Here is a 17,748-nt window from a genome sequence, read left to right on the forward strand (position 1 = left end):
GGTGGGTACCGGACGTGTGCTCGTTCGTGCGTGGTGTTCCCGAGGTGGAACCACCACCGAATCTACGCCCCGTCCCGCACGCGACGGAACGGGTCCGGGAGTGACGTGGCCGACACCGCGCCGGCGCGCCGGGACCGGGTCAGCCGGGCTTGACCGCGATCCGGGAGCGCCCGGCACGCATCAGCATCAGGGGCTTGTCGAGCCGGGCCACAAACTCGTCGGTGGCCTCCTTGGAGCCCTGCCAGGTGCCGTAGTCGTCGATGATGAGGATGCCGCCCGGCTGCAGCCGGTCGTACATGTGCTCCAGCTCGTGCCGGGTCGACTCGTACCAGTCGGTGTCCAGGCGCAGCAGCGCGATCTTCTCGGGGCAGTGCTCGGGGATGGTCTCCTCGACCGGCCCCTTGACGAGGTGGAAGCGTTCGTAGGGGTAGGGCAGCGTCTGCAGCCCCTCGCGGACGTCCTCGATGGACGCGACCGCCCAGACCCACGTGTTCTTCGCGGAGGTCTCGAGCAGCTCGTCGGCGCGGCGGTCACCCTTGATCTTGCGGTCGCGCTCGGTGGGCTCGGTCATCCCCTGGAACGTGTCGAAGAGGTGCAGCTCGCGGTCGTGCACGCCCCGCTCGTCCAGGGTCCGCGCGATGGCGTGCATGGACCCGCCGCGCCAGACGCCGCACTCGACCAGCGCCCCCTCGACCCGGGCGTCCACGACGTAGCGGACCGCGGTGATCAGCGCGTAGAGCTTCTCGTGGCTGGTCATGGTGTACGGCTTGACGAGGTCGATCACCTCGCAGGCCGCCGGATCGTAGTCGAGCGGGTACTTGGGCTTCTTCGGCGGGGCGGGTGCCGGCGCAGGCGCCGGCTCGTTGCCACCGAGGCGGGCAGCTGCCTTTCGCATCAACGAGACCATGGGCCCGATTCAATCACTCTTGCGCGGCGAGCGAGACCTGCGTCACTCCTCCTCGGGCGTGGCGTCCGCGTCCGGGACGTCCCGATCCTGCGATCCGGGTCCGCCCACGCGGTCCAGCGCTCCGGCCAGCGCCGCGGCCGCGGTGGCCGCGGAGACCCGCGGCGGGTCGGCGAGGTCACCCTCGGACCCCTCATCGGTGACCATGAGCGAGTCGGGGTCCCCGACGATGTGGGCTCCGAGGTCGCGGATCACCGCGAGGCGGGCGGCGCTGCGCTCGCGGACGATCTCCGCCGCCCAGTCGGGCAGCGGGGGGGTCCGGGGCCCGGACTGCTCCCCCGGGCGCTCCTGCAACGCACGCACGATGCCGCGGGAGACGATCGACTGCAGCTGCGGCCGGGGCACGCCTCGTGCGGTGAGGAGCTCGTTGACCGCGCGGACCAGCTCGACCTCGGCCCACGTGAGGCTCCGGTTCGACCGGTCCGGGAAGAGCTGCAGCGTCCCGGCCGGGAGGCCGAGCATCCGCTCGAACGTCGTGGGGAGCAGCTGGCGGTCGCGGTCGTCGCTGACAATCAGGGTGAACCGGTCGGGCCCGATGACGTCGGTCCACCGACGCACCAGCGCCTCGGTGTCGTGGGCGTACCAGACGTTGGTGCGGTCCCAGGAGTACTCCGGGTCGCGGCGGTCCCACGAGTAGTCGCCGACCTGCGGCTCGAGGACCACCCGCAGCCACTCGTCGTACGACCGGCTGTCACCGGCCTTGACCCGCTCCTGCCACTGCGACGGGAGGTAGCGGTCGAGACGACGGGCGACGGCGACGACGTGCGCGTCGTCCCCGGTGAGCTCGCCGACGATCCTGCGGATCTGCTTGGGCGTGGCCCGGCCGAAGTCCTCGTTGCTGATGCAGACGCGCTGGTCCCCGGCGGCGGCCACCTCGTCGACCAGCCTCCGCCAGTTCTTCTCGGAGGGGCGCGGGGTGCCGGCGGGGCGCACCCGGACGCCGATGGACCACACCGCCTTGCGCGGACGGACCTTCTTGCCGGCGTAGTGGACGCCGTGCGCGGCGAGGGCGTCGCGGGCCTCGTGGAGGGAGACCTGGATCGCGGTGCTTCCGGTCTTGTGCGGCCCGATGTGCAGCAGCCGCGCACCGGGTGGGAGGAGCAGTGGGTCTTCGTTGCTCACGCCTCGCCTCTCGTGTCCTCGCCCGTTCCCGGGCCGACTCACCCTACCCGTCGGCCCGGGCCGGGAGGCGGCCCCGGGCAGCCGGGCGGCCGCGACGGCTCTGACACAATGCCCGCCATGGAGTCGAAGCCAGACCGCGTCCGTAACGTGGCCGTCCTGCTCGCCGGCGGCGTGGGTGCCCGGATCGGGCTGGACATCCCCAAGCAGCTGATCAAGGTCGCCGGGAAGACGATCCTCGAGCACGCCCTGATCGCGCTCCACAGCCACCCGGCGGTCGACGAGATCAAGATCATGATGGCCCCCGGTCACCTCGACGCGGTCCGCGCCATCGTCCGCAGCGGCGGGTACGACGACAAGGTCACCGACATCCTCGAGGGCGGCGAGACCCGCAACGACACCACGCTGCGCGCGCTGGAGAGCCTCGGTGACGAGGAGTGCCACGTGCTCTTCCACGACGCCGTCCGCCCGCTGGTGACCCCACGGATCATCCAGGAGTGCTTCGACGCGCTGGCCACGCACCCGGCGGTCGACGTGGCGATCCCCTCGGCCGACACGATCATCGAGGTCTCCGACGACAACACCATCAAGGAGATCCCGCCGCGGGCCAGGCTGCGCCGTGGCCAGACCCCGCAGGCGTTCCGCTCGTCGGTCATCAAGAAGGCCTACGCGGTGGCGAGCACCGACCCCGACTTCGTCGCCACCGACGACTGCACGGTCGTGCTCCGCTACCTGCCGGAGGAGCCCATCTGGGTGGTCCACGGCGACGAGCGGAACATGAAGGTCACCGAGCCGGTCGACGTCTACCTCGCCGACAAGCTGTTCCAGCTCACCAGCAACGACGTCCCGGTCCCCGCCTCGGACGACGAGTACCGCGCCGCGCTCGAGGGCAGGACGATGGTGGTGTTCGGGGGCAGCTACGGCATCGGCGCCGACATCGCCGAGCTGGCCGCCGGCCTGGGCGCGGAGGTGTTCACCTTCAGCCGGTCGAGCACCAACACCCACGTCGAGCGTCGTGCCGACGTGGCCGCCGCGGCCAAGGAGGTCATCTCCAAGACCGGGCGGGTGGACTACGTCGTCAACACCGCCGGCATCCTGCCTCGGGGCACGCTCCTCGAGACCAGCGAGGAGACCATCTACGCCGCCACCGAGGTGAACTACCTCGCCCCCGTCTTCATCGCGCAGGTGTTCTACCCCCTGCTGAAGGAGACCTCCGGCTCGCTGCTGCTGTTCACGTCGAGCTCCTACACCCGTGGCCGCAGCGGCTACAGCCTCTACTCCTCGGCCAAGGCCGCCACGGTGAACCTCACCCAGGCCCTCGCTGACGAGTGGGCAGCCGACCGGGTGCGGGTCAACTGCGTCAACCCCGAGCGCACCGCCACCCCGATGCGGACCAAGGCCTTCGGCCAGGAGCCGGCCGGCACGCTGCTCGAGTCGGGGATCGTCGCGCAGACGTCGCTCGACGTGCTGATCTCCTCGCACACCGGGCACATCATCGACGTCCGCAAGGACGACCCCCTGAGCGCCGCGGAGACCGCCCAGTAGGCCACCCGGGGTTCCGGTCCCGGATCCCCGGCCCCGCGGACCCGGAGCGGGCCAGCCGCCTCAGCGGCCCCGCACGAGACGCCGCAGGGCGCGACGGCTCCTCGAGCCGTCGGGCGTTGCTGCGGCTGCGGCTGCGCTCGCCGCCGAGGCCCGACGGCGGGCGGCGCGCAGGCGCCTGCGCAAGGCGCTCCGCTCTTCGCGCAGCCGTCGGTTCGACGCGACCATGAGCCCCTCGAGCGCGCTCACCGCGGTCTCCAGCGAGACGTGCGGGTCGGCTTCGGCCACCTCGGCCGGACCGTCGAGACGCTGCACGCGCAACGCTTCCAGGTCACCCACGACCCGCACCGACAGCTTGCCGAGCCCCTCGATGCGCTGGTCGGAGAGCTCCACGAGGCGCTCGCGCGCCCAGACCGGGAGCGCGGGGATCCGGACCTCCCCGGGCGCCGCCGGGACGCGCAGCATCTGCTGCACGGCGCCCTTGCGGACCAGGTCGTGGTAGTCGGAGCGCGGCCACGAGCGGTCATGGAAGAGGATGTTGAGCCGGCGCAGCAGCTCGGTCTGGTTGTAGGTCAGCGACTGGTTCTGCGTCGCCCCCTCGAGGTCGAGCACGCCCGTGGGGAGGCCGAGCAGCGACTCGAAGGTGCGCGGCAGCCGGTCCCGCTCGTTCTCGTCGAGGACGACCAGCGTGACGTTCTCCTCCCCGACCACGTCGGCCCAGCGACGCAGCAGGCTGACCGTGTCGTGCGGCACCCAGAGGTTGCGCCAGCGCGGGTCCTCGGGGTCCTCGGGGCCGAGGACGACCCGCAGCCACTCGTCGTAGGACAGGCGCAGCTGGGACTTGACCCGCTCCTGCCACTGGGAGGGCATGAGGGTGTCGTAGCGGCGCGCCGCCGCGATCACGTGGGGTCGCCCGCCGCCGAGCTCGGAGACGATCCGGCTGATCTGCTCGTCGGTGGCCCGCCCGAACGCCTCCAGGCTCACGCACACCCGCTGGTGGCCCGGCTCCTGCAGCTGTCGCAGCAGGTCGTCCCACGCCTGCATCGGCTTGTTGGGCCGGCCGTCCATGCGGTCGAAGCCGAGGCCCACCTCGGCGGCCTCGCGCGGCTTCGGCGTGGGGCCGGGGTAGAGCACGCCGTGCTCACGCAGCGTCTCGCGAGCCGCGTGCATCGCCGCCTGGATCGCCGTGGAGCCGGTCTTCTGGGGACCGATGTGGATCAGGTGGGTTCCCTCGGGAAGCGGTTCCATGTCCCTGTGCACCTCTCGGCGTTGCGTGTGGTCGTACGGTGTCCGGTGGGGCGGAGAGCGATGCAGCATATGTCCCGGCCACGGCAGCCCGCCAACCCGATTCCCGGCGGCCGGACGGGCGGTTTGCGGGGAGCTCAGCCGCGGCGTACGCGGCGGCGCACGCGCGCGCCCACCTCGCGCAGCAGCTCCCGTCCTCCGGTCTCCTCGACGATGCGACGCGAGTCCCGGGCCGGGGCGGTGGCGCCCGATGTCCCCAGGCGGGACCGCTCCTCCTCCGCTCCCGCACGACGAGCCTGGTCCACCGCCTCGCCGATCGAGTCGTGGCTGATCGCGGCCGCCTCGCTGAGCAACCGCTGGTAGCGGCAGGACAGCTCGTCGAGGTCGGCCGAGGCCGCCTCGTCGTGGCCGCCCGAGCGGCCCAGCACCACGAGGTCGTCCCAGATGCGCTGCGCGAGGTCCTGCAGGTCCGCCGGGATCTCGAGGTCCTGCCACGTGACCTGGTGCCGCCGCAGACCGGGTTCGATGAAGTCGTCCACCGGCGAGGGTGACCCGTCGGTCAGGTCGGCGTCGTAGGCCAGGCCGAGCTCGGCCGAGAGGCGCACCAGCACCGGTCGCCAGTCGTCCAGCAGGTCGGTGTAGGCGACGAAGGCGCGCGACTGGCCTCGTGTCTCCCGCTCGCTGATCAGCGAGTTGTTGATCCAGCGGGCCACGTTGAAGATCTCGTAGCGGCGTCGCTTCTCCTGGTCAGTGGAGCTCGCGTAGTAGGTGGCCCGGCTGCCCACGACCTCGGCCGGGTGCCGCAGCATCGAGATGTAGCGGGTCTCCAGCCCCACCTCGGCGGCCGCCTCACGCCACAGGGCCTGCGTCCAGACGGTGCGCGGGTCCTTGACCACGATCTGCTCGTGCCCCTCCGCGTGCTTGCGGAGGAAGCGGACGACCGCCTCGCGGTCCTCGTCCGACAGCACCGACTGCACCCGGTCGAACGCCTCGGGACGTCCGTCGAACTCGTGGACGTGGGCCTTCTGCGTCACCCGCTTGTGGAAGCGCACCGACCAGCGCGACTCGAAGAACCCCTTGGGGTTGGACTCGTTGGCGCCGAGGTAGGGACCCGGGACGTACAGGCCGAGGTGGTGCAGGGTGCCTGACATCGTGCTGGTGCCACTGCGTCCGGTCCCGGTGATGAGCACGAGGGTGTTCACGGGGTCACTTTCTCCTGGGTTTCGCTCGGGTGTCGCCAGAGACTGTCACGCGTCGCCCCGGGGCACGAAGACCGCGTCCACGAACCGCTCGCCCGCACGACCGTCCTCGAGGTCGAGGTAGTCGTCGCGGAAGCGGGTGTACGCCGCGGCGTACTCCTCGCGAACCCCGTCGAGGTCGAGCAGCCGGTCGACCACCTCGTCGGTGGTGTCGACCAGGGGGCCGGGCGCGGTGGGCTCGAAGTCGAAGAGCCAGCCGCGGGTGTCCTTGTAGCGCTGCAGGTCGGGCACGTGGAAGATCATCGGCTTGCCCGTAACCCCGAAGTCGAACCGGAGCGAGGAGTAGTCGACGATCCCCGCGTCGGCGGCGAGGTAGAGGTCGGAGACCTCCGGGTAGTCGGTGACGTCGATGCAGCCACGACGGCTGCCCACGCGCTGGCTGGAGCGCGCGTTGAACGCGTGGCCCCGGACCAGCAGGACGTACTCGTCCCCGAGGCGCCGGGCGGCGGCCTCGAAGTCGAAGAAGTCCGCCATCACGGCCTTGGTGTCGTTGGAGGCGAGGTAGTCACGGAAGGTCGGGGCGTAGAGCACGGCCTTCTGGCCCTCCTCGATCCCCAGCGACTCGCGGGTCTGCCGGCGGATGTCGTCCGCCTCCGGCGAGCTCAGCACGTCGTTGCGGGGGTAGCCGATCTCGAGGACCTCGCCCTGGTAGTTGAAGTCCCGCACCAGCAGGGGGGTGGCGTAGCGGGCCGGGGAGACCAGGTAGTCCCAGTCGCGCGCACGGGCGTCGTAGGCGTCGATGCGGGCCTGGGAGAACTGCAGGTTGCGCCAGTGCGGGTGGCCCATCATCTTGAACGGGTAGCCGTGGAAGGTCTGCACCAGCACCTGGCCGTCGGCCTTGCGGTGGTACTCCGGCTGGTACATGTTGTCGACGTAGTACTTCACCGAGAAGATGAGGTCGTACCACTCGGGGCTGTTGACCACGACCGGGATGCCGCCGTCGGGCACGGGGATCGACTTGTCCTGGACCGCCCAGTAGACCGGCAGGTCGCTGCCGCGGCGGGCCAGCTCCTTCTGGATCGAGATGCCGTTGTCGGTGGCCTGCTCGCCGAAGTAGGACCGCATCAGCACCCCACGGGTCAGCCCGCTGCGGGTGGGGCCCTGCGTGCGCAGGAGGTTCTGCGCGTACCGACCACGGCCGGTGCCGAGGGGGCGCTGGAGGGTGACCCGGACGACCGTCTCGGGCCCGCGCACGATGCGACCCTCGAGGGCGTCGGCGCGGACGGGCAGCGGCAGAGCGGAGCCGAGCTCGGCGGAGACCAGCAGGGGCACCTCGACGGGCTCCGCGTCCCCGTCGCTGACCACGAGCGACAGGTCGTGGTCGCCCGTGGGCAACGGCCGCTGCCCGAAGCGGTACAGCTCGTGCGCGAGCACGACGCTCGCCTCGAACCGTCCGTCGACGGTCGGCGTCTGCTCACCGAAGACGCGGGTGCGCTTGTTCCTGGTGGCGACGCCCACCCGGGGGCTCCCCGGACCGAAGACGCGTCCGGCCACCGTCAGGCGGCCGTCGGCCGACACGGTGATGCGGTCCGCCGTGGCGCCCCGGCTCCACTCGCGGACCACGAGGCCGCCGTTGCGGTTGGTGCCGAGGACGAGGCTCCCGGTGGCGGCCTCGACACGGGTGTCCGCGGTCGGCAGGACCTCGACCCGGCGTCCGTCCTTCGTCCAGGCCGCCAGCTGCCACGTGGTGGAGGCGCCCACCTCGGGTGCCGCGGAGCCAGGCAGCTCGAGCCGGAAGGCGCGCCCGCCGCCGGTCGGGCTCCAGGTGGCCTCGGCGACACTGTCGGCACCCTCCACGGCCAGGCGCGCGACGCGCGCGGCGTCGGCAGCGGCGAGGGTGCCGGTGACGACCCGACCCGAGAGTGCGACGTCGGAGGCCGTCACGTTGCCCCGGTCGATGCGCAGCCGGAGGGGCTGCCGGTACTGCCAGTCGGCGATCAGCCGGTCGCCGCCGCCCAACGGTGCGGCCGGGACGGCACCCGCCGACCCGCTGCGGACCAGGCGGGTCACCGGTCTCTCGACGGTGAACCCGGCGGTCGTGACGCGCAGCCAGACCGCCCACACCGCGGCCTCGTCCCCGGCGTCGAGGTCGTCCAGCGGGATCTCCACGCCGAACCGGCCGGGCGAGTAGTCGCACCACAGGTCGTCGCGCGGCGGGGCGTAGCTCGCCGGCGGCTGGCTGGTGGACGGGAAGGAGCGGATCTCACCGGTGTCCTCGTTGCGCAGCTGGACGGTGATCTCGGAGTCGTACTTGCTCAGGTCGAGCTTGCGCAGGTAGGCCCACCCCGAGATCCAGCAGGTCCGCCCACCGTCCGGCTGGTCGATCCAGTGGAGGTTCTCGACGGCGTGCGCGATCCGCAGCCGGTGGGGCCGGATCACGAACAGCGAGTCGTCGAGCTCGGGGTCGCCGTACAGCGGCAGCTCGAGCAGGACCCCGTCCTCGCGGACGACGGAGGGCCACTCGTCGGACTTGGTGCCACCGCGCCGGACGAACTCCTGCGCGTCCTCACGTCGGTCCAGCTGCGCCAGCCGGACCAGCACCCGGGCGTGGGGGGTGACGTCGTCCCAGACCCACGACGGTACGCCGTCGGTGAGGGACCGGACGGCGGCGACCAGCTCGTTCCAGTAGTCGTCGTCGACGGTGCCGGGGCTGGTGAGGTACCACTGGAAGTGCGCGTCGAGCAGCGTCTGCAGCCAGCCGTCGTAGACGGTCGCCGAGAGCTCGGTGCGGAAGGCCTCGCGGCTGACCTCCCAGGCCGCGATCCGGTCGCGGAGGTCCTTGACGGTGGCGGTCTGCTGGCTGATGGAGCTCTTGTCGTCGCGCGCGCGGTAGCGGTAGACGATCTGCGTGAGCACGTCGATCGCACCCGCTCGGGCGAAGAGCTGGGTGATGATCGGCTGGTCCTCGTAGGCCACGCCCTCGCGGAACCACAGGCCCTGGGCGTCCCAGAAGTCGCGCCGGAACAGCTTGTTCCAGGTGTAGAGGTTGCGCAGCAGCGGCAGGAACTCCTCGATGCGGACCCGTTCGCGAGGGACCTGGTGGACGTCGGAGACCCACGCCGGGGACCACGTGCTGCGTCCGTCGAAGCGCTCCACGGATCCCACCACGATGTCGGAGCCGGTCCGCTTCGCGCTGGAGATCAGCACCGCCAGGGCGTGCGGCGGCAGCAGGTCGTCGGAGTCGACGAACGTGAGGTAGCGGCCCCGGGCCTCGCGGATGCCGGTGTTCCGGGCGGCACCCAGCCCACCGTTCTCGCGGGTGACCACGCGCAGCCGCGGGTCGCGGGCGGCGTACCGCTCCGCGATGGCACGGGACCCGTCCGGCGAGCCGTCGTCGACGAGCACGACCTCGTAGTCGACGAACGTCTGGCGCTGGATCGAGTCCAGGCACTCGGCGAGGTACTCCTCGACGTTGTAGAACGGCACGACGACGCTGATCGCGGGCCGTCGCAGCCGCCGGCCCACCCGGGTCTGCACCACCCGACGACCGATCCGGCCGGCCTGGTGACCGGCGGTCCGACGGACGGCGGAGATCTTGGACATGCGCCGAATCATGTCATCCCGACCGTGTTCGACCACAGGTGCACCCGAGGGCGGCCGTCGATCCGCGAGCCCGTCCGTCACGCCTGCGCGAGCACCTGCGCGAGCTCGTCCCCGTTGCGTCCGAAGTCGAACTCCCAGGCGGCGGTGAACGCCTCCTGGCTCCAGCCGCCCTCCGGGTGCTCCACGTCCGGACGCGACCAGAAGTAGTGCACGTCGCCCCCCGTGAGCGAGGTGTAGAGGTGCTCGTTGCGGGCGGTGTAGGCCTCGTGGCTGAGCAGGACCACGGTCTCGACCGACTTGGCGAACATCAGGTTGAACATCGCGGATCCACCGAACCCGGCCACGACCCGGGCGTCCCGGAAGAGGACGACCTGTTCCGGGAGCGAGAGGAGCTCGGGGTAGACGATCTCGAACCCGCGGGCCCGGAAGAACTCCTCCACCTCGACGGCGTTCCTGCACTCCCGGTGCTTGGCCCCGGCACCTCGGGACACGAAGATCCGCTCGTGGGGGCCGCGCCCGGCGTCCCGCACGAGACCTGCGGCCAGCCGGTCCCAGGTCTCGACGATGTCGGGGTGGACGTAGTGGGGCGGGGCGTTGTGCCACATCGGTGTCGCCGCGACGACGGACTCGACGAAGACGGGCTCGTTGACCCAGACCAGGTCGGCCTCGCTGATCCCGTAGGCCGTGAACAGGGTCCGCTCCAGGCGGGGGTCGCGTCGGCTCTTCGTCTTGAGCTGGAAGATCGCCTTGAGGTCGGGGATCTCCCGCTTGGCTGCCTCCCAGCCCCACAGCCTGGACACGACCTCGGTCATCAGGTGCCCGAAGTGGTGGGGATAGGTGCTCTCGAGCTGGTAGTAGTCGCCCGTCAGCGTCCGCCTCGGCCGGCTCGCACTCGGCACCCGGGCGAACCGGCGTGACTCGGACCGCAGGTTCGGGTTGGACGGGTTGTCGGTGAGGTGCCACCGGAACGAGTCGGGCAGCACGGTGTGCCCGGCGTACATCAGGCTCGCCCCGCCGAGCGCGACCTGTCCGGAGTAGTGGCGGGTGGTGAGCTCGGGGTAGGCGATCACCGACGGCATCGAGATGTCGACCAGCGCGGTGTGCGACGTCACCCGGGCACGCGAGGTGAGCTCGCCGCCGGGCCGCTTGTCGAGCTCGGCGAGCGTCAGGTCCGGCTCACGAGCCGGCAGGATCCGGTTCAGCTCCGCGTCCCGGAGCTTGACGAGGTGCTCCACACGCTTGGTCACGACGACCGCGTCGCGGGAGACGGCGAACGTCCCGACGGCCGAGGCGAGCTCGGTCTGCCGCGGACCCAGCGAGTCGCGCAGCGACCGGTCCTCGGCCGCGGCGAGGAGGTGGAGCCACTCAGGCAGCCCCTCGAGCCGCGGACCGGTGGCGAGCCGGTCGAGGATGTAGGCGCCGTCCCGGCGCACGAAGCGGAAGAGGGCCGCGAACAGGTCGAGCTGGTCCTCGGCTCCGGTCGGCAGCAGGTCGCTCGGCAGCACGGAGACGACGATGTGGGGCGCATCGAGCATCCGGACGTGCTTGACCACGGTGGCGAGGTCGGCGCAGGCGCGGTGCTCGACCTGTCGCCCGGCGAGGTCCCACTCCGGCGCCTCGTCGGCGGAGACGACGCAGACCCGGTCCTTCGAGAACCTCTCGAGCCAGGGCACCAGCTCGCGACGCTGGGCGGCGTCGGCGACGAGGAGCACCCGTCGGTCGCGGCCGTCGGGCACCAGGGACTCGAGCCCGGCGAGGGCGCCTCCGTCCCGGTCCCGTCGCCGTCCCTTCTTGCGCGGACGACGCTGGGGACCGTCCGTCACGACGGGCTCCTGCGGACCCGGGGAGCCGGCGGCGGCCTCGTCGTCCCGCCGGCCGCCCGGCCCTCCGAACAGACGACCACTGCGTGTCACGGGCGCTCCTCGTCGTGGGACCGGTCACGAGGCCCGGCCAGCGAGGTGGCGGCCCGGCCGAGCCGGGTGACGAGCCGTCGGCCCCGACGCACCGGCACCGACCGGGACCGGCGGGCGGCCGCGGGACGCCCGGTGTGCTTCGGAGCGGGCTCAGGGGCCGGCATCCGGGTGGCGGGCGTCGGGCCGGGCAGCAACGCGACCGGCTGCTTCCGGCCGGTCAGCAGGCGGGCCTCGATGCGCGTGAACGGCGCGTCCGGCGCGGTGCGGACGGCGAGCCGCCACACGCCCCGACCGAGCTTCGCCGCGGGCAGCACCAGCTCGAGCCGCACTCCGTCCGCGTCCGTGCTGACCACGGCCGGTCGCCGGACGGTCCGCTCCCCGTCCCGCAACCGGACCACGACGGGGCCGGACCCGGTCTCGAGGTCGGGCAGCAGCAGCACGAGGTGCACGCCCTCGTCGTCGCGCCGGGCGTAGCTGGCGGCGACGTCGACGCGCTCGAGCCGGCTCACGCGACCACCCCGGCCACCAGGCCGGCTCGTTCGTACGCCGCTCGGGCGAGCCCCGCGGCCTCGGTCGCGGGCATCCCGCGCAGGGCCCGGATCTCCGACCACGACGGCGCCGTGAGCAGCTCCTCGCCGCTGATCGCACCGCGGCGGTCCAGGATCGACGCGGGCACGACCTGCGGATCAGGCTGGACGTAGTCGGCCACCAGGTCGTCGTACGCACCGGCGAGCACGCGGCTGCGTGGATCGGGGTTGAGGATCACCAGCGTGCCGGTCGGCTGGGTGTCGACCTCCAGGACCACCAGGTCCGGGCGAAGCGTGCGCAGCGACTCGATCACCTTGAAGACGTCGCCGGTCCAGGCGCCGTGCTCGGCGGGGCCCACGCGGCGCCGGCCGGCCTCGATGACCGTGCGGGGCAGGATGTCGTCGAGCACCACGACGCTGCCCGGGTGGCAGTACCGCTCGGTGTTGATGAAGTCCCGGAGCGCGAACTCCGAGAGGTGCATGCCGTCGATGAAGGCCAGGTCGACCTCGGGGACGTCGAAGTGCGCGAAGGGGTGCTTGCGCGCGAAGAACTCGTCGCTGGTCGTCCGCACCAGGTGGACGTCGCAACGGATCTCCTTGGTGAGGCTGTAGAACGGGTCGACCGCGACGCTGCGGCTGCGCGACAGCGCCAGGCTCAGGCCGTTGCGGACGCCGATCTCGAAGTAGTTCCGCGGGCGCAGCACCTCGTGCAGGCCCGCCAGCAGCTCATGCCGTCTCACAGCTGTCTCGTCACCACGACGTCAGGGACGGCGCGCGATCACCCGGCACAGGACCGGGTCCTCGTCACGGTACGGCGAGAGCCCGGTGCCCTCCTCGCGGTGGACGATGATCCAGCCCCGTGCCTCCAGGTCGTCGACGAACGCGTCGGCGTTCTGGAACCGCCGGTAGTGCTTGAGATGCACCTTGAGGTTCTGCTCGTCCTTGTCGGTGCGGAACTCCGCGGCCAGCTGGTCACCCGGGCGGGCGTGGGAGCCGATCGCGTCGAGCAGGCCGACCTGGACGGACTCGGGGATCGCGTGCAGGAAGAACCGCATGTAGAACAGCTTGGGCCCGTTCGCCCCGCTCTCGCCCTCGTCCAGCGCCCGGCCGAGGTCGTCGGTGTCCGAGACGTCACAGACGCGGAAGCGCGCCGAGCCGCTGACGCCGCCCTCGGCAGTCCGGCTGCTGGCGTGCGCGATGCCGACCTGGGACTGGTCCAGGCCGAGGACGGTGCGGCCGGCCGCGGCGAAGGCGCGCGAGTCGCGGCCGTCGCCGCAGCCGATGTCGATGATGGTGTCGGGGGTCTCCTCGAGCTTCTGCACGAACTCGAAGAAGGTCGAGCCGGTGTCATAGCCGGTGCGCGAGTAGAAGTTCGCCCAGTAGACCTTCGTCAGGGCAGCCTCGTCGAGGCATCCCTCGGGCGCGGAGTCGGTCCGGTCGAGGTTCCAGTTGAAGCCGGGCTTGGGGTTGCGCCAGTCGGGGCCGTACAGGTGCTCCACGAACTGCTCGGCGTTGACCGGCACCAGTCCCCGGCCGCCTCGGAACTCCACGTGCCGGGTGCCCTGCCAGTCGTCCTCGGTGACCACGGAGGTGCCGGCGATCCCGAAGGGGAACCTCAGCCGACCCGACTCGTCGAAGTAGACGTGGAAGAGGTCGATCCGGGTGTCGGGCCGCTCCGGGTCGAAGATGTGCAGGGCCGTCGGGTGCGCGTCCACGTCGAGGCCGGCCTCGACGAGGGCGAGCGCGACCTCGACCGCCTCGGCCGCGACGTCCGGACCGGTGTGCTGCTGCGAGAGGAAGGCCGCGTCGAAGTCCACGTCGTGCCCGATGTAGCCGCCCTCGCGCACCACGCCGAGGAGGGTGCCGTAGACGAGGAAGGCGTCGTACCCGAAGCGTTCGCGCAGCACCTCGCTGGTCCGGTCGTAGAGGCCGATGACCTCCGCCTGCCACTTCTCGTCGAGCTGCTTGGAGAGCTCGACCTGGCCCTTCTGGGTGAGCACGTGCCCCTGCTCCAGCAGCTCGCCGAGCTCGGCCACCGACCGCCGTCCGGACTTGGGCGGGAGCAGGTAGGTGCCGTGCCCGTGGATGGGCAGCGGCCGGCCGTTCACCCGGACCGTGATGCGGGTCGACTTCTTGACGAACGGCCAGATGCCGCGGATCCGGAAGGAGAAGGTGCGGATCTGCTGCAGGGAGTTGCGGCGGTCGTCGGCCGGGCGCGGGATGCCGGGCACCTGCCACTCGTGGACGAGGCCCGGGTCACGCGGCGCCGCGGCGTGGTCGGCGGCTCCCGGACCCTGCTCCTCGCCGTCGGCCGGCTCCCGGCGCAGGACGCTCGTGATGCCCGACATCGAGGATCCCGGGGTCGCGTAGGTCGACGCCAGCTTGAGCTTGCCGACGAACAGGTCGACCCGGGTCGGGGGCGAGTCGGCGGGCACGGAGACCCAGCCGACGATCAGGCGACGGGAGAACTCCTCGACGATGCCCACGACCGGGGCCGGGGCCGGGGGCCGCGGCGCCGGCTTCGGCTCCTCGTGCGCGGTGGTGGAGAGTCGCCGGGTGAGCAGCGACGCGAGGCGCGACGCGTGAGGTGACATCAGCACATCCGACCTGGTCCGAGGGTCCGCATGGAGGAACACCCTAGGTCATCAGCCCGGTGGGTCAGCGGCCAGATGCCTCGAGGAAGTCGACGACCCGCGCGGCCGCCCGACCGTCCTGCCACGGGTTGTACTCGGCGTTGAACGCGGCCACGCGGTGGGCGTACCGGTCCCGCAGCCCGGCGAGGTCCCGCAGCTGCGCCACGACCTCGTCGGTGTCGTGCACGTGCGGCCCCGGGGCGGTGCCGGCGAACGGGAACAGGAAGCTGCGGCTGCCGGAGTCGTACTCCTCGAGGTCGGGGACCAGGAAGACCATCGGGTTGCCGGTCAGGGCGTAGTCGAAGCGCAGCGAGGAGTAGTCCAGGACCGCGGCGTCGGAGGCGAGGATGAGGTCGTTGACCTCGGGGTGCCGGGTCACGTCGACGACGCGGCTCCCGGCGACCCGCGGGGTGTGGAACCGGTGCCCGCGCAGCAGCAGGACGTGGTCGTCGCCCAGCGCCTCCGCGGCCCGGGCCACGTCGAGGAAGTCGGTCATCACGGCGGCGCGCGGACGCACGGCGAGGTGGTCGCGCCAGGTCGGGGCGTAGAGGACCGCCACCTGGTCGTCCCGGATGCCCAGCAGGCGCCGGGTGGCCGCCCGCCGCTCGGCGGCTCCCGGGCCGACCAGGTCGTCGTCGCGCGGGTAGCCCTGCTCGCAGGCGGGCCCGTCGTAGTCGTACTGCTCGCGGTAGTGCCGGGTCATCTCCGGGGTGGGCGTGAGGATGGCGCTCCACGTGTCGACGCCGCGGGCCCGGAACTCGCGGATCCGGGACGGCGGATAGTCCTTGGCGCGCCACTGGCTCATCCCCATCGCCTTGGACGGGTAGCCGTGGAACGTCTGGAGCAGGAACTGCCCCGGTCGCCGCCGGAACCAGACCTCGACGTCGGTGTTGAGCACGAGGCAGCCGGCGCGCGCCAGCACGTCGTACCATGCCGTGCTGCGCAGCAGCAGCGGCGTCGCGCCCTCGGGGACGTGCTGCCCGTGGTCGGCGACCCCCCAGAAGGCGCGCACCCCGGGGCGTCGCCGGCGCAGCTCCTCGAAGATCGCGCGCGGGCTGTCGGTGGCCGACTTGCCGGCGTAGCTCTCGAAGTAGAAGAGCTCGGGATCGACCGGGCGGGTGTCTCGGGAGTACGCCGTCCGCAGCCGCTCCTGCGCGTGGGGACCGAGCTCGTCCTCGGCCAGCGGGGCGTTGACGCCGAGCACCAGGCCGCCGCGGGCCCCGAGGTGGGGGCGCAGCCGGTGCCGCTCGCCGAGCAGCTCCAGGGGCAGCCGCGCGCGCAGGTCCTCGCCCACCGCGACGTTGCCGTCGTCGGTGACGAGGCGGTGCGGCCCCGAGGGCAGCCAGGTCGGCAGCCCGAAGGACTCGACCCGCAGCTCGGCGCGGGCGGCGCCGGGGGTCGAGAGGTCCCAGGCGACCTCGACCGGCCGTTCGTCGGGGTCCAGCAGGCGGAGCCGGCGCAGGTCGCCGGACCCGGTCACCACCAGGACCGTGCCGTCGAGGCGCACGTCGTCGACCGTGACGACGCCGCGGGGAGCGGGCGGGGCCGGGGGCAGTGCCAGCGGCCCGCTGCGCGTGACTCCCCCGGCGGCGACCGAGAGCTCCACGCGCCCCGATTCCGACGGGAGGGTGAGGCGCACCGCCAGCGCGGCCTGGAACCGGCTGGCCGCCCAGCGGGTGGCCTCGGCCGGTGGCAGCGGCGCCACCGACAGGGCGGTCCCGTCGGCGGTGCGAGCCTCGACCCGGGTGCTGTCCGGGTGGAGGTCGACGTGCCGGATCGCGACCAGGACGTCGACCACGCAGCCGTCGGTCGTGGCCCGCACCCGCTGGACGTGGCTGCGCAGCGGGGTCTCCACCCCGGACAGCCTGAGCACGTCGTGGGGCAGGTCCAGCCCCGGCGTCGGCCAGCAGGCGAGGACATCGGCCCCCTCGACACGGGTCGGCACCTCCTCACCGAGGCCCGCCAGGTCGGCGTTGAAGGCCTCCAGCTCGGCCCGACGGTCCAGCACGGCGAGCCGGATCTGGGCGCGTGCGGACGCCCGCACCCCCGACCCGGCCGGGTCGTGCTCGCCGGCGAGCTCACGCAGCTCGGCCCACTGGCCCGCGTCGGCCCGCTCGGCGTCGGCCAGCAGCCGGGGCACCTCGACGTCGGCCAGGTGGCGACGCCAGCCGTCAGCCAGCGCGGACCCGGCCAGCGCCGCGTCGACCGCGCGGGCCCGGGCGTGCCAGGCCGAGAGCCCGGGCAGGGCACTGGGCGTCGCTCCGTAGGCGCGGGTGCCGTGGTCGTGGGCGAAGGTGTATGCCGGCTCCGTCAGCACGTCGACGCGGGTGGCCGCGGCGAGGAGCCGGGCCACCGCGGGCGAGAGCAGCCAGTCGTCATCGGGTCCGAAGCCGCCCGCCGCGAGCCACGCCGCGCGGTCCACGACCTTGTTGCCGACGGCCAGGTCGCCCGCCAGCGCGGGGAGCACGGCGGGGTCGGCGCCCCGCATCGGCGTCTCGTGGGCGGACTGCTGGGCCCGCGCCAGCCACGGCTCGGGCTCCCCGGTCTGCTCGAGCCGGCCGGTGACCAGCACCGATCCGGACGCGGCGAGCGCGGAGGAGGCCCGCAGCAGCGCCTCGGCCGGGAGCCGGTCGCACCCGCGCACGAAGGCCAGGTGACCGGCCGTGGCAGCCCGTGCCCCGACGTCGGCAGCCTCCTGCCAGGTCGGCTGCGGCGGCAGCCGACGCAGCCGGTCGTGGCTCGGCACGTCGAGCACGTCGAGCTCGCCGACCGGGCAGAGCAGGACCTCGGCCCGGGGGTGGGCCAGCGCCGACTCGAGGCAGGCGCCCAGCCGGGGGCGGTCGACTGCCTCGACGACGACCACCACCGAGACCGGGCCCGCGGGGTCGGCGCCGCGGCGGAGGCGTCGTCGCAGCGAGGCGCGCACACCCTCCGGCAGCGCGGAGGCTGCGGCGCCGGCAGCCCGTCGGGTGAACGAGCTGCCGGCCATGCGGCTCAGGGTAA

11 protein-coding genes are annotated in these 17,748 nt (G+C 72.6%); 1 reads left to right on the top strand and 10 read right to left on the bottom strand.

Annotated elements, in window-relative coordinates:
• Window positions 1-139: 139 nt before the first annotated feature.
• Together ACFO9I_RS01720 and ACFO9I_RS01725 are read right to left on the bottom strand one after the other, a co-directional pair.
• Window positions 140-895 carry a TylF/MycF/NovP-related O-methyltransferase gene (locus tag ACFO9I_RS01720; protein ID WP_379177176.1) on the bottom strand — a complete coding sequence of 252 codons (756 nt, stop codon included), beginning with the start codon at window positions 893-895 and terminating at the stop codon, window positions 140-142.
• 54 nt (window positions 896-949) lie between these two features.
• Window positions 950-2,086, bottom strand: coding sequence for a hypothetical protein (locus ACFO9I_RS01725; protein ID WP_379177178.1), 1,137 nt, complete (start codon window positions 2,084-2,086; stop codon window positions 950-952).
• Window positions 2,087-2,203: 117 nt separating this feature from the next.
• Here ACFO9I_RS01725 and ACFO9I_RS01730 point away from each other — a divergent pair, with 117 nt between their 5' ends.
• Window positions 2,204-3,628: an SDR family NAD(P)-dependent oxidoreductase gene (locus ACFO9I_RS01730; RefSeq protein ID WP_379177180.1), complete on the top strand. Its 1,425-nt coding sequence runs from the start codon at window positions 2,204-2,206 to the stop codon at window positions 3,626-3,628.
• A 60-nt stretch (window positions 3,629-3,688) separates the two neighbouring features.
• Here the strand turns inward: ACFO9I_RS01730 and ACFO9I_RS01735 are convergent, their stop codons facing one another.
• The 8 genes from ACFO9I_RS01735 to ACFO9I_RS01770 all read right to left on the bottom strand — a co-directional run bounded on the left by ACFO9I_RS01735 (window position 3,689) and on the right by ACFO9I_RS01770 (window position 17,734).
• Entirely contained in the window at window positions 3,689-4,873 is a 1,185-nt protein-coding gene (locus tag ACFO9I_RS01735) for a hypothetical protein (protein ID WP_379177182.1), read from the bottom strand.
• A gap of 134 nt (window positions 4,874-5,007) precedes the next feature.
• Window positions 5,008-6,072, bottom strand: coding sequence for a sulfotransferase family protein (locus tag ACFO9I_RS01740; RefSeq protein ID WP_379177184.1), 1,065 nt, complete (start codon window positions 6,070-6,072; stop codon window positions 5,008-5,010).
• 45 nt (window positions 6,073-6,117) lie between these two features.
• Window positions 6,118-9,672: a bifunctional glycosyltransferase/CDP-glycerol:glycerophosphate glycerophosphotransferase gene (locus tag ACFO9I_RS01745; RefSeq protein WP_379177186.1), complete on the bottom strand. Its 3,555-nt coding sequence runs from the start codon at window positions 9,670-9,672 to the stop codon at window positions 6,118-6,120.
• 77 nt (window positions 9,673-9,749) lie between these two features.
• Window positions 9,750-11,495 carry a glycosyltransferase family 61 protein gene (locus ACFO9I_RS01750; protein ID WP_379177188.1) on the bottom strand — a complete coding sequence of 582 codons (1,746 nt, stop codon included), beginning with the start codon at window positions 11,493-11,495 and terminating at the stop codon, window positions 9,750-9,752.
• 86 nt (window positions 11,496-11,581) lie between these two features.
• Window positions 11,582-12,094 carry a hypothetical protein gene (locus ACFO9I_RS01755; protein WP_379177190.1) on the bottom strand — a complete coding sequence of 171 codons (513 nt, stop codon included), beginning with the start codon at window positions 12,092-12,094 and terminating at the stop codon, window positions 11,582-11,584.
• Window positions 12,091-12,852, bottom strand: coding sequence for a class I SAM-dependent methyltransferase (locus tag ACFO9I_RS01760; RefSeq protein ID WP_379177192.1), 762 nt, complete (start codon window positions 12,850-12,852; stop codon window positions 12,091-12,093). Before ACFO9I_RS01760 ends, ACFO9I_RS01755 begins: the two co-directional genes overlap by 4 nt.
• A gap of 21 nt (window positions 12,853-12,873) precedes the next feature.
• Window positions 12,874-14,706, bottom strand: a complete 1,833-nt coding sequence (locus ACFO9I_RS01765; RefSeq protein ID WP_379177194.1) for a class I SAM-dependent methyltransferase — start codon at window positions 14,704-14,706, stop codon at window positions 12,874-12,876.
• A 64-nt stretch (window positions 14,707-14,770) separates the two neighbouring features.
• On the bottom strand, window positions 14,771-17,734 hold the full coding sequence (locus ACFO9I_RS01770) for a CDP-glycerol glycerophosphotransferase family protein (protein WP_379177196.1): 2,964 nt from the start codon (window positions 17,732-17,734) through the stop codon (window positions 14,771-14,773).
• Between the last annotated feature and the right edge of the window lie 14 nt (window positions 17,735-17,748).

The organism is Nocardioides sp. GCM10023255 (genome assembly GCF_042653125.1).
Lineage (GTDB): Bacteria > Actinomycetota > Actinomycetes > Propionibacteriales > Nocardioidaceae > Nocardioides.

Coding starts and splice junctions, on each gene's coding strand:
- ACFO9I_RS01720 (WP_379177176.1), bottom strand. CDS start 895: ATGCGAAAGGCAGCTGCCCGCCTCGGTGGCAACGAGCCGGCGCCTGCG.
- ACFO9I_RS01730 (WP_379177180.1), top strand. CDS start 2,204: ATGGAGTCGAAGCCAGACCGCGTCCGTAACGTGGCCGTCCTGCTCGCC.
- ACFO9I_RS01735 (WP_379177182.1), bottom strand. CDS start 4,873: ATGGAACCGCTTCCCGAGGGAACCCACCTGATCCACATCGGTCCCCAG.
- ACFO9I_RS01745 (WP_379177186.1), bottom strand. CDS start 9,672: ATGTCCAAGATCTCCGCCGTCCGTCGGACCGCCGGTCACCAGGCCGGC.
- ACFO9I_RS01765 (WP_379177194.1), bottom strand. CDS start 14,706: ATGTCACCTCACGCGTCGCGCCTCGCGTCGCTGCTCACCCGGCGACTC.
- ACFO9I_RS01770 (WP_379177196.1), bottom strand. CDS start 17,734: ATGGCCGGCAGCTCGTTCACCCGACGGGCTGCCGGCGCCGCAGCCTCC.